The sequence below is a fragment of the Actinomadura meyerae genome (genome assembly GCF_900188445.1).
Taxonomy (GTDB): domain Bacteria; phylum Actinomycetota; class Actinomycetes; order Streptosporangiales; family Streptosporangiaceae; genus Spirillospora; species Spirillospora meyerae.
Window position 1 is genome coordinate 106153 of sequence record NZ_FZOR01000011.1, and the last position, 12246, is coordinate 118398.

At 73.0% G+C, this 12246-nt stretch carries 8 protein-coding genes; 2 read left to right on the forward strand and 6 right to left on the reverse strand.

The window, feature by feature from the left end:
- Positions 1-78 precede the first annotated feature (78 nt).
- Both CHF16_RS14000 and CHF16_RS14005 read left to right on the forward strand, forming a co-directional pair.
- Positions 79-270: a hypothetical protein gene (locus tag CHF16_RS14000; RefSeq protein WP_089326446.1), complete on the forward strand. Its 192-nt coding sequence runs from the start codon at positions 79-81 to the stop codon at positions 268-270.
- Complete coding sequence (locus CHF16_RS14005; protein WP_089326447.1) at positions 270-1490, forward strand: FxsB family cyclophane-forming radical SAM/SPASM peptide maturase; 1221 nt, start codon at positions 270-272, stop codon at positions 1488-1490. The genes CHF16_RS14000 and CHF16_RS14005 overlap by 1 nt, the downstream gene beginning before the upstream one ends.
- Before the next feature lie 22 nt (positions 1491-1512).
- On the opposite strand, the gene fxsT is transcribed toward CHF16_RS14005, so the two are convergent.
- The 6 genes from fxsT to CHF16_RS14035 all read right to left on the reverse strand — a co-directional run bounded on the left by fxsT (position 1513) and on the right by CHF16_RS14035 (position 12100).
- Entirely contained in the window at positions 1513-5673 is a 4161-nt protein-coding gene (gene fxsT, locus CHF16_RS14010; protein ID WP_089326448.1) for an FxSxx-COOH system tetratricopeptide repeat protein, read from the reverse strand.
- Positions 5670-6692 carry an AAA family ATPase gene (locus CHF16_RS14015; protein ID WP_089326449.1) on the reverse strand — a complete coding sequence of 341 codons (1023 nt, stop codon included), beginning with the start codon at positions 6690-6692 and terminating at the stop codon, positions 5670-5672. The genes fxsT and CHF16_RS14015 overlap by 4 nt, the downstream gene beginning before the upstream one ends.
- A gap of 23 nt (positions 6693-6715) precedes the next feature.
- Entirely contained in the window at positions 6716-8197 is a 1482-nt protein-coding gene (locus CHF16_RS14020) for a VMAP-C domain-containing protein (protein ID WP_089326450.1), read from the reverse strand.
- Between the two features lie 167 nt (positions 8198-8364).
- Positions 8365-9741, reverse strand: coding sequence for an MFS transporter (locus CHF16_RS14025; RefSeq protein ID WP_179271527.1), 1377 nt, complete (start codon positions 9739-9741; stop codon positions 8365-8367).
- A 343-nt stretch (positions 9742-10084) separates the two neighbouring features.
- The gene (locus tag CHF16_RS14030; protein WP_143227975.1) at positions 10085-11737 is read right to left on the reverse strand and encodes an nSTAND1 domain-containing NTPase; all 1653 of its coding nucleotides are present in this window, start codon (positions 11735-11737) and stop codon (positions 10085-10087) included.
- 144 nt (positions 11738-11881) lie between these two features.
- A complete protein-coding gene (locus CHF16_RS14035; protein WP_089326453.1) occupies positions 11882-12100 on the reverse strand; it encodes a hypothetical protein in 219 nt (72 codons plus the stop codon).
- Positions 12101-12246 lie beyond the last annotated feature (146 nt).

The window sequence follows — 12246 nt, forward strand, 5'->3', positions numbered from 1 at the left end:
TGGTGCTCCTGGGCCCACAGAGGGAGCGCGACGCATTTCCGATTCGCTGGACAAGCGGGAAAAGAAGGGGAGACGGCCGTGCGGGTCACTCATGGCAGGGCAGCAGAGTCCGGCGGCCTCGCGGGCCCCTTCTGGACGCCTCCCACCCGGCGCGAACTCGACGCCTCCACGGCGTCCGAGGGCACGGTGCTGAGCTCCGCGCTGCGGCGCGCCCGCGATGAGCGGCGCGACCCGCGCCGCGTCTGGGCGGGCTTCGACAACCGCGTCTGATGCCCGCGGCCGGAACCGGCGAATGGCCGTTTCACGGCCTCGACATTCCCGCGCTCGCGGCCGGCGGATGGCGGCCCGTGCCGTTCTCGGAGTTCGTCCTCAAGATCCACGGCCGGTGCAATCTCGCCTGCGATTACTGCTACGTCTACGAGGGCGCCGACCAATCCTGGCGGGACCGCCCGGCCGCGATGCCGGACGCGGTGCTCGACGCCGCGGCGGCGCGGGTGGCCGAGCACGCGCGGGCCCACGCGCTGACCAGGGTGGCGGTCGTCCTGCACGGCGGCGAACCGCTGCTCGCCGGCCGGGCCGCGGTCGCCGCGGCGGTGGCGCGGTTCCGCGCGGCGATGCCGCCGTCCTGCGAGGTCGAGGCCGGCGTCCAGACGAACGGGGTGCTGCTCACCGACGCGATGCTGGCGATGCTCGACGAGCACGACGTCGGCGTGTCGGTCAGCCTCGACGGCGACCGCGAGGGCCACGACCGGCACCGGCTCCGCGCGAACGGGCGCGGGAGCCACGCCGAGGTGATGCGCGGGCTCAACCGGCTCGCGGGCTCCTATCGCCGGCTCTACCGCGGGCTCCTCTGCACGGTCGACCTCGGCAACGACCCGATCCGGACGTACGAGGCCCTCCTCGAAACGGGCCCGCCGCGCATCGACTTCCTGCTCCCGCACGGGACGTGGACGGCCCCGCCGCCCCGCCGCCCCGTGGACGGCGGCGGCACCCCCTACGCCGACTGGCTGATCGCGGTGTTCGACCGCTGGTACGGCGCGCCGCGCAAGGAGACCGGCGTCCGGCTGTTCGAAGAGATCATGAACGTGCTGCTCGGCGGGCAGAGCCGCAGCGAGAACGTCGGGCTGTCCCCGGTGGCGATGCTCGTGGTCGACACCGACGGGACGCTCCAGCAGGTCGACTCGCTGAAGACGTCCTACGCGGGCGCGCCCGAGACGGGCCTCACCGTCTTCGACCACCCCCTCGACGACGCGCTGTGGCATCCCGGCGTGGTCGCCCGGCAGATCGGCCGCGCCGCGCTGCCGGGCACGTGCGCGGCGTGCGCGGTCCGCGACGTCTGCGGCGGCGGCGCCTACGCGCACCGGTACCGGACGGGCCGCGGCTACCTCAACCCGTCGGTGTACTGCCCCGACCTGAAGAAGCTCATCGGCCACATCGGGCGCACCGTCCAGCGCGACCTCGCCCTCGCCGGACCCGCCGCCGGCCGCTGACTCCGCCCAGCGCCACCGCGCCTCACAGGGCGGTGGGCTCGATGTCGCATTCGAGCAGTTCCCCGCGCTCGGCGGCGCGCACCTCCGGATGGCCCGCGCCGAGCACCCGGGTCAGCAGCGCCAGAGCCGGGGCGACGTCGTGCTCCTCGCCCATGGCGGCCCGCGCCCGCTCCAGGTTGAGCGTGGCGGCGAGCGCGTAGGGATGCCGCTCGCCGAGCAGGGCGACCATCTTGCCCCGCGCGTCGGCCAGCAGCCGGACCGCGGCCTCCAGCTCGCCGAGCAGGTAGTAGTCGTTGGCCAGCCCGACCGTGGCGCACAGCGCGTAGTAGTGGTGGGGCCCGAGGATCCCGGCCTCGAGGCTCGACAGCGCCGCCCGGTCGGCCTCCTGCGCCGCGTACACCTCCGCCAGCCGCCGCAGGACGACCGCCCGGTCGATGGCGCAGACCAGCGCGAACGGGTGGGTCTCCCCCATCTGCCGGCGGTACCCGTCCAGCGCCTCGTCGATGAGCGGCAGCGCGTCGGCGGGACGGCCGATCGCGGCGGTGGTGAGCGCCAGGCAGACCTTGCTCGCCAGCGTGCTCGGATGCTCCTCCCGGAACCGGCGGACGTGCGCGGCGAGCGTCTCGGCGGCCAGCCGGTGCGCCTCCTCGTGGCGGCCGAGCTTCCGCAGCGTGCCCGCGTGCGTGATCTTCGCCTGGAGCACCATCGCGTGCCCCGGGCCGAGGACGGGCCGCGGGTCGGCGAGGTTGCCGGCCTGCATGTCGTACGCCTCGCCGTACCGCCCCAGGGCGTGCAGGTCCAGGGCGAGGTGGTGGTTGATGCGGAACTGCTGCCGGTACGGCTGCCCCGGCTTGCGCTGCGCCTGCCACACCTCCAGGTCGATCTCGTAGGCCTGCTGGAACTCGCCCAGGACGCGCAGGTCGATGGCGAGGTTCGTGGCGGACAGCTGCGTGTTGGGGTGGTTCCGCGCGAACAGCCGGCCCATCCGCCGCCAGGCGTCGAGATCGACCTCGTAGGCGCGGCGGAACTCGCCGCGGAACCGCAGGTCGGCGCCGAACCCGGCGGCGGCGAACAGGGTCTGGATGTGGTCGGCGCCGAACTTCTGCCGCGTCCGGGCGAGGTTCTCCTCGCTGAGGTCGGCGGCCGCGCGGTTGTCGCCGAGGCCGCGCAGGGCGTTGGCGAGGACGCGGGACACGTCCAGGACCGCGTCGTCGTCGGCGCCGTACCGCTCCAGCCAGCGGTCCAGCGCGATCTCCGCCAGCCGCCGGCTGCCCTCGTACTCCCCCGACATGTTGAGGAACTTCGCCTGGTCGATGCCGACGACCCGGATGCCGTAGTCCTCGGCCTCGAACACCCCGGACGGGACGACATGGGGCGTGATCTCGGCCCGCCGCTCCCAGGTGGACTCCACCTCCGGCGGCTCGCCGGGGGTCGCCGCCTCCAGCATCGCGTGCACCTGGTCCCGGACGCGGCGCCGCCCGTCCTCGCCGAGCCGGTCGTTCAGGATGGCGCGGACGAGCCGGTGCACCTGGAGCGCCGCCGACTCCTCGTCGAAGCGGGCCAGCGAGAACCGCGCGATCGCGCGCATCGCCTCCCGCAGCCGCGTCTCGTCCGCGAGCAGCCCGGCGAGCTCGGCGGGCAGCGCCGCCGACCCGCCCGCGGCCAGCAGCCGGCAGGACACCGGTTCGGGCCCGAACACGCCCCACAGCTCCAGCAGCGCCCAGGCGACGGGCGCCTTCTCGCGGAGGAGGTCGAGGTTCAGGCTCACCCCGGCCGCCAGCGACACCGGGAAGTCGTCGCCCGACGGGGCGGCCGCGACGATCTCGGTCAGCCGGCGGTCGAACAGCCGCAGGTAGTCCTCCACGGTGCCGTCGGTGACGGCCTGCCACGCCGCGGCCTGGTGCACCGCGAGCGGGAGGTCGCCGACGCGTTCGGACAGCAGGTCGGCCTCCGCCTCCGACAGGCGCGGCACCAGGCGCCGCAGCAGCGCGATGCTCTCCGGCCGCTCGAAGACGTCGACGTCCACCACGGTCGCGTGCCGCTCCCAGCGGCGGTCCCGAGAGGTCACCAGCACGTGGCGGCCGGGGCCGAGGACCTGACCGGGCTCGCCGAGCGCGGCCGGGGTCAGCGGGACGACCTGCTCGGGGTCCTGCGCGTTGTCGTAGATGAGCAGCCAGCGGCCGTAGGGGCGGCCGTCGCGCAGCGCGCGCAGGACGTCGTCGACGGTGTCCTTGATGTCGTCGCTCATCGGCATGTCGAGCTGCCGGGCCAGCAGCGCGAGCGCCGCGCGCGCCGAGGTCGTCTGCTCGGCGGGGATCCACCACACCAGGTCGTAGTCGTCGGCGTGCCGGTAGGCGTACTCGACCGCGAGGTTGGACTTGCCCTCACCGCCCATCGCGAATTCCGACCGCGGCAGGAGGGCCGCCGCGCCGTCGCGCAACGCCGTCCGCACGGACGAGAGCAACCGGTCGCGGCCGACGAAGTCGGGGTTGCGCGAGGGGAGCCACCGGCGCGGCGCCGGCGCGGGCTCGGCGCGCGCGCCCGGTACCGTGCCGGGCGGCCGCGCGGTGTCGTCCGGCGCCGCTCCGGTGAGGGCGTCGGGCGCGGCGCCGCCGCTCGCGAGCTGCTTCGCCAGCTGCCGGTACGGCCCGCCGAGGCCCGCCAGCGCCTGGGCCGCCACCTGCGCGAACGGCAGCTCCGGCGGGAGCTGCGCCTCGCCCCGTCCCACCGCGGCGAGCAGCGCGGGGAAGTCCAGGGACGACCCGATGCGGTCGCGCACGACCCCCCACACCGCGCGCAGCACCTGGTACACCTCGCGCCTGCGCAGCCCCTGGAGCAGGATCTCCCGGACCCCGTCGTGAAACTCGTAGGCGATCTCCTCCTCGCCGCCGCCGGACGGGCGGCCGACCAGCCGCAGCAGGCCGCTGAGGAACACCTCGGCCAGGTCGGCCGACGTGGACTGCGGCAGCATCGCCTGCTGGACGAGCCGCATCACCGGCAGCCGCAGCGGGGCCGCCGCCAGGAACGTCGCCAGCCGGAACGCCGCCGGCGAGGACGACGCCCGGAACTGCTTGACCCGCATCTCCGGGGACACGTCATCGCCGCCGGTCTCACCGGGCGGCGGCTGCGCCACCGCCCGGCCGGTGAACAGCGCGGCGCCCATGACGTCCCTGCCGCCGCGGGCGACCATGCCCGCCCACGACCGCAGCCACCGCTCGCTCAGCTCGACCACCGGGATCGGGATGCCGGGCGGCCGGTCGCCGGACGGCCGCAGCGGCGGCAGCGCCACGGTGAGCAGCTCGTTGGCGACCGCCGGTCCGGACGCGCCGAACCGCACCGGCTCGATGGCCGCCGCGGTCCGCCACCAGAGCCGCTGCGGCAGCGGCTGGACGATCGCGACGGTGCCGGCGCGCCCCCACCGGTCGAGCAGCGCGGCGGCCCGGCCGTCCTGCCACGCCGGGCCGATGCAGTCGCTGACGACCAGGATGAGGCGCCGGCGGGTCGGGTCGACCAGCTCGTCCGGGTCGCGCTCGGCGCCGGGCCCGAAGGCGGAGCCGGTGCGGAGCGACAGCCCGCGCGCGCCGGTGTCCATGTACCAGGTCCGCATGTCGCGGAACGCGCCGAGCTGCTGCAGCAGCAGCCGCAGCTCGTCCACCGTCTGCCGCCACACGATCATCGACGGGCCGACGTCCGCGACCAGGGCCAGGTCGTGCCGCCGCTCCTGCGCCGGCACCATGACGGGCTCGCACACGCCGGTCTCGGCGATGCGCTCGGCGGTCGCCGCCTCGTCCAGATGGCGGCGGGTCAGCGACGGCACGGTCGTGCGCAGCGAACGCAGGGCGCGCGACAGCGGCAGGGTGCCCGTGATGGCCGGCATGGCGGGCATCCGGACGGGGAACGCGGTCGCCGGCACGTCCTGCCCGGCGAGGTAGAGGCCCGCCTCCACGGTGCGCGGCGGCGTGGACTCCCGCCCGGCCGGCGCGGACGGCTCCCGCGGCGGGACGGGCGGCGGCGCCGGGCCGGGCCGCTCGCCGCCGTCCGGCTCACCGGTGCCACCCGCCGCCAGATGGGTCGGGCCCTCGTGCGTCCGGAGCCAGTCGGCGAGCCACAGCGCGTCCGCCGTCTCCTCGGCCGTGGGCGGCGGATCGAGCCCGCCCAGGGCCTCGACGAGCCGCTCGATCATCCCGCGCCGGGCCTCTCGATGGGCCGCAGCACGGTGTCGAGGATCTCCTTCAGCTTGGTCTCGGGCGGCCGGCTCCCGGACGTGGCGAGGTAGACGGCGTTGAGGAGCTGGTCGGTGGCGAGGGCGCCGTCGGCGCGGCGGGCGAGGAACTCCTCGATGAGCCCGTCGCTCGCGTCCCGCGCGGCCGGGCCGAGGTGCGCCTCGATGATCTCCGCGAGCTGGTCCCGGTCGGGCGGCTCGATCCGCAGCCGGACGCACCGGCGCAGGAACGCGGGCGGGAACTCGCGCTCCCCGTTGCTGGTGATGATGACGATGGGGAAGTGCCCGCACCGCACCTCGCCGCGGTCGATCGGCACCCGCTCGCCGCCGTCGGCGGTCATCACGCGGATGCGCGACTGCTCCTCCGGCAGCCGCTGCAGCTCCAGGATGCCGAACCGGCCCTCCTCGAAGACGTTCAGCAGGTCGTTCGGCAGGTCGATGTTGCTCTTGTCGAGCTCGTCGATGAGCAGGACGCGGGGCAGGTCGCCCGGCAGCAGCGCGGTCCCGAGCGGCCCGAGCCGGATGTAGCGGCCGATGTCGGGCGGCTCGGCGGCGTCCTCCCGGCCGCCCGCGCCGCGCAGGCTGCTCTCGTGCAGCCGGCCGATCGCGTCGTAGTCGTACAGCCCGGTCTTCAGCGTCGTCGTACTGGTGATCGACCAGTACAGGACGTTGCCGAGCCCGAGCTCGTAGGCGACGTTGTAGGCGAGCGTGGACTTGCCCGATCCCGGCTTGCCCGTCACCAGCAGCGGGCGCCGCAGGAGGAGGGCCGCGTTGACCTTGTCTATCAACGACTCGTCGGGCCGGTAGGAGACCGCCTGCCGCAGGTCCCGCTGCCGCTGCCCGTCCGGCGCGTCCTCCGGGCTGAAGCGGCGCCAGGGCGGGGGCGGCGGTAACCGGCGCACCCGGTCGTGCGGCCGGCTGTCGCCCCGGTAGATGCGCCAGTCACCGTCGAGGCCGCGGGTCTCTGGTTCTGTCGTCATGGACGCCTTCCGGGGGGAGGGTGCTATGCGGGTGGCCGGAGCCGCACGTACGGCTCCGGGATGCGGTCGGCATCGTCGAACACGAGCGTCAGGTGCAGGCCGAGATGGCCGGAGCCGGTGCCCTCGGAACCGCTGGACAGCGCCTGCCTGCGCAGCTCCATCGTCCGGCGCGGAAGCTTCATCAGGTCGGCCGCCATCAGCTCCTTGACCTCACGGGCGAACTGGGCGGGGTAGCGCCCGTCCCGGCACCAGGCGACGACGGGGATCCCGGCGACCAGCCCGACCCAGTGCTCGTCCGCCTCGTCGTCCTCACCGCTCCACGGCGGGAAGGCCAGCGCGAGGACGGCCGTGGACTCCTCGGAGAGCCGGGAGAAGAGCTCCTCCTTGTCGTACTCGCCGGACCGTGCCACGAGGCAGACCGGCGGGTCGACCGAGTGCCCGGACAGCCAGTCCCACTTGTGCCGCCAGTAGTGGTGGAGCTCGGCGTGCCGCATCCGCTCCAGGCTGCGCACGACGACCGGGTACCGGATGCCGACGCGGTGCTCGAACCCCGCGACCTTGATCCTGATCTGCTCGACCGGGTGGTCCAGCAGGTCGCGGGGCAGGATGAACTCGATCGTGAGGTCGGGACCGCGCCGCCCGATCACCGAGCTCTCCGCGGTGAGCAGCCGTTCGAGCAGCTCGGGGATCCGGCTGAGCGGCAGCGCCTCGTCGCTGCCGTACAGCGTGCTGCCGGGCTCGCGGCCCACCTGGAGCCACGCGGTGATGAGGTAGCGGTCCGCCTCCAGTGCGTCGGGCGCGCACTCGATGACCAGGTAGTTCTCCGCCGGCTCCGGCGGCCCTCCGCGCACGGCCGCGGGCCCGCCGCCCCCTTGTAGCACGGCGCGGTCGAGGCCCTGCGCCTCGATCTGCCGGCGCACCCAGTCGCGGAAGGGACCCGCCGTCGGATACCCCGCGTACTCGGCCAGGTCGCTCACGAACACCAGCAGCGGCGGGGTGCCGTCCGGCCCGTCGGGCATCTCCTCTAACAGGGCGACGACGTCGTGCAGGCTGCGGACTTCGCGGTCCAGCGAGGGCCAGGCCGGCCCGACCGCCCGCCGGTAGAGCATGGGAAACCGGCCAAGGTGCGTCAGGCCGGGGTCGGTCCGCTCCAGCGACGTGATCAGTTCGTGCAGCTCCCGCCGCTCCGCCTGGTCGAGCCACGGCTCCGGCAGCAGCTCGGCGACGACCTCCCCGAGCGCCCTTACCGAGAGGCTGGCCGGATAGAACGTCTGCAGGATCCGCACCAGCGCCTGCGCCGCGCCCGGATAGGCCAGCAGCGCGTCGACCAGCGCCCACACGTCGAGCATGTCCTTGTCGTGGCGGACGTAGTCCAGCCGGTGCCCGAGCTCGCGCTCCAGCGCCTGCACATGGAGGGCGCGCTCGCGCTGGACGCTCATCGCGTCGACGCGGCGGATCGCCTCGACGAGCCGATGCTGATCAGCGACGTTCAGCGACGTGATCAAACGCGCCTCCGACCGAAGGACGGCGGCGAAGAATGCCGCCAGGTTCGACGCTGGAAGCGTACCTCCGCGACACGCGCCGCAAGGCGCCCCTTACCCCCGATCCGAAGCGACCGGAATTGGCCGCCCGCATTGTGTCCCCTTACACAGTGATCATGGCGGAGCGCGGGCTAGGTGTCTCCCGCGGCCGGCAGCGCCGCGCCTCCCGCGGCGACCCTCTCCCCCGGCCGCGGGGCGTGCGCCTGCGCGGGCCGCCGCCAGGAACGGCGGTCGGGAGTCCGGATGAGGACGAATGCCGCGAGGCCGATCACCCCGAATGCGATGGTCACCGCGGCCGCCGCCGGCCGGGTTCCGAGTGCGGTGATCACATAACCTCCGGAAAGGGCGCCGAACGTCACCGCACCGGTCGTGATGAACCGGTGGACCCCCTCAACTCGGCCCAGAACTCGGCGCGGAATGACCCTGCCCTGGTACACCGCCAGCGCGACGTTGATGTGGGCCCCCGTGAAACTGCAGGCGCCCCATGCGCACAGGCCGACCAGCGGATCGTCCACGCCCGCGACGATGAGCAGGAGCGGCAGCCACAGCGCAACACCCCACTTGACCGTCGGGCCGGGGGTGAGGAAGCGAACGGTGGCGGGAGCGGTGACCGCACCGAGAAGTCCGGCGGCACCGGACGTGGCGAGCATGGTGCCGATGATGGAACCGGAGAATTCGCGCCGCTCGGCCTCGACCACCAGCAGCAGAATGACGACTTGGAAACCGACGTTCGCGACCGCGCAGGCTCCGAGCGACACGGAGAGGAACTTGTCGCGATATATCCAGCGAAACCCTTCTTTGAAGGAGTTCAGGACTCTTCTCGCCGAGATCTCCGACAGTTTCGGCAACTTTTGCCGGGGAGCTCCGATGGATTTGAGGCGGGATCTCAAGGCGATGAGCGAGAAGACGGAGAGGAGCGATGTCAGGCCGTCTAAAATGTAGGGTGCGGCGCGCCCGAGCGTGAACATCACGCCCCCCACGGGCCTGCCGAGAACAATGGCCAGATGATGCCGGGCCTCGCTCGTTCCCATCGCGTTCTCGGCCTTGCCGTCCGGTACGACGTAGCGGACGGTGGCCAGTTCGGCCATCCGGAAGAAGACGGCGCACGATCCGTCGACCACCGCCGCCAGCACCAGCATCGGCCAGGGCGCGGTGAACGCGCAGAGGCAGCCGACCAGGACGATCGAGTTGACCACCCGGATCAGCTGGCTGACCAACATGATCCGCCAGCGGTCCGAGCGGTCGACGATCAGCCCGACCGGCAGGTGCAGGAGCAGTCCCGGGATCGTGCTCGCGGCCGCCACCCAGCCCGCCACGATCGGTGAGCCCGTCAGCGCGAGGGCCAGCAGCGGATTGGCCGCGGCGGCGCCGAGCGTGCCCAGTTGCGACAGCACCGAGCCGCTCAGCAGCAGGCGGAAATCCCGGCGCCAGTAATCGTCATTCCCACCATTAGCATCGGCCTCGCCGCCGCCATCCTGAGAGGCCGTTCCCGGCGCGGCGGCGGTCACCTTCCGACTTCTCCTCGCTCCAGACCGCGGCCCCACCTCGGCCGCGTCCACCTGTGCAGTTCACTATCGACCTGCCCCGGCGAACGGGACACAAGGTCGCGCCGGGCACAAAATTCGACCAGGAGTCGCCCAAAGTACCCGGCCGCCACCCATTCACGGCCTGACGATAAGACAGACCCGGCGGCGCCGGAATCTTAGCGTACAATTGCCCGGACACCGAATCGACATCTCTGCAAATCGGACAAAAAAAGCGACTTCTGCCGTTCGGGGCAAAGTCCGCGCACCTAAGGAGACTCGCCACAGAGGGCACATTGGGCGATATGCGCGGAGGAACAGGCGCGGGTTACGCGATGCCGGACAGGGCGCGCTTGGCGATCAGCGCCTCGCGGTTGGCACCGTCCCGTCCGAGGACGTCCTCGAACACCGCACGGGCGGCGCGCGTCCGTCCGGCCTGGCAGAGCGCCCGCCCGAGCGCGGTCTGGATGGAGAGTTCGTGCGGTAGCCGCCCCGCCGCCGCACGGAGCTGCCGCACGGCCTCCCCCGGGTCGTCGGTCAGCAGGATCCGCCCGATTCCGGTGAGCAGCCAGCCCACGGCCGTGTTGTCCGGGACCGCCTCGAAGATCGCCGCGGCCTCCCGGTAGCGCGCCACCGCCGTCTTCGGGTCCCCGCTCTCGTGGGCGAGGTCTCCGAGGAAGGTCGTGGTGACCGCAAGGCCTCGCAGATCGTCGTCCCCGCACCCTCGGACGGCCGCCTCCGCGTGCCGCCGCGCGAGTTCGGTGTCGCCGTCCGCCAGTGCTCGGTGCGCCTGGCGCAGCCGTGCCGCGGCACCCGGCCTGCGGATCGGAACCGCACCGGCGCCGAGCCGCCCGGCGGGCTCGATGAGCCGCGGATGCAGGATCTCGTAGCACAGGCCGCCGTCCCGGGCACGGGCCCGGATGAGGTGGGCGTCCTGGATCGCGTCGACGACCGCCTTGGGCACGTCCTCGCACGCACGGGCGGCGGGCACGCCCGCACGCCCCTGCGGCCCGCCGAACAGAGACCGGAACCAGGAGCAGAGAGCAGTCGCCAGGAGACTGTGGTCGGCGGCGATGGTCGAGAGGCTGTGGGCGCAGAAATCCGTGAGGGCGGCATCCACCTCGGTGCGCAGCCGCTCGGCGGTGATCTCGCCTTCTCCGGACAGCCGCTCCCAGACCCGCCCCAAAGCGAGTTGCAGGAGCACCGGCTGGACGCGCGCGGTCGTCTGCGAACCCGTTCCCGTACGCAGCGTCCTCAGTTCACTGACCAGTGCCTCGGCGCCTGCGCCGGAACGCCCCAACCGGTGGAGCGGCGCCTCGACGACCTCGCGCGCCGCCGCGGGCGTCAGCGCTTCGAGCCCGTAGACGGCGGGCGGCGCCTGGGCGAGCCCGTCGGCCGCCTCCAGCGCCTCGTCCAGGACGTCGTCGCGCACGACGAGCAGCAGGTGCAGATCGGGCACCTCGTGCAGCGCCCCCGCCAGTTCGTCGAGGAAGCTCCGGCGATGGCGCTCGTGCCGCCCGGAGGCGCACAGCAGGACATCGGCCCCGTCGATGGCCCCGAGCACCGGCGACCGGTGATCGGACCGGTCCGCGCGGATCCGCCTGCGCAGGAACGTGGCCAGCGTCACCTCGCAGATGCGGACGGGCGACTCCCGCGCGTACCACGAGGCGAGCACGGCGAGCCGGAACGGATCGTGCTCGGCCAGCGCGGCCACGGGGAACGACGGCCGGTAGGCCATGTGCGCCACGGGAAGGACGTGCGCGCCCTCGGCACGCAGCAGGGGGACGGTCCCCGCCCGCAGCAGCGAGGTCTTGCCCACGCCGGCGCTTCCGTGCAGGATCACGAGGCGATTGGTCGTCCACAGTTCGGCGACTTCGCCGCTCTCCCGGTCCCTGCCGCGGAACTCCTCCCGATCGGCCTCGTCCATGGCGCGCAGGCCGACATAGGGGCCGCGGGGGCCGGGCAGAGACTGCGCGATCATCATTTCGTCCAAAGATGGGGCACCCATTGGCATATGGTGCCGCCCGGTTCGCCCGAGCCTAGCGCACAGTCGCTCGAAACGGCTGGTGAACGCGACAGAGAAACAACCGCTTCGAGCAGCCGAAAAACGCGAACGGGTCGGCCGTTAATCGCTGCCGGCCCACGCAAGATCGGCTTCGGTTCCCCGCACCCCGTCGAGCGCCGCCGTCGAGATCCCGCCACTGGAGCCGCTGTTGTCGAATGAGCGGCTCAAGGAACCGCGCCGTGCCAGCTCCGTTCTCGTCCGCCGCAGCCCGGGACTCTGGTCGCCCACTGCCTCCGTCGGGACGTCCTTGCTGGACAATAGGAAGTTGACCTTCGGCATCGACCTCTCCCTGCATCCGGTTGGCATGGCGACACCCACACTGATCGCGGCAAGCCGTCACCAGCATGATTACAAACAGTGGGCCGCAGCGCCAGGGACAATCTCGTGCGCCAATTCGGTCCGACGGCAGAGGAGAGCGGGAACGA

What these genes read in the sequence shown, in the direction of transcription:
- CHF16_RS14005 (WP_089326447.1), top strand. Translation starts at nt 270, where the DNA reads ATGCCCGCGGCCGGAACCGGCGAATGGCCGTTTCACGGCCTCGACATT.
- fxsT (WP_089326448.1), bottom strand. Translation starts at nt 5,673, where the DNA reads ATGATCGAGCGGCTCGTCGAGGCCCTGGGCGGGCTCGATCCGCCGCCC.
- CHF16_RS14015 (WP_089326449.1), bottom strand. Translation starts at nt 6,692, where the DNA reads ATGACGACAGAACCAGAGACCCGCGGCCTCGACGGTGACTGGCGCATC.
- CHF16_RS14030 (WP_143227975.1), bottom strand. Translation starts at nt 11,737, where the DNA reads ATGATCGCGCAGTCTCTGCCCGGCCCCCGCGGCCCCTATGTCGGCCTG.
- CHF16_RS14035 (WP_089326453.1), bottom strand. Translation starts at nt 12,100, where the DNA reads ATGCCGAAGGTCAACTTCCTATTGTCCAGCAAGGACGTCCCGACGGAG.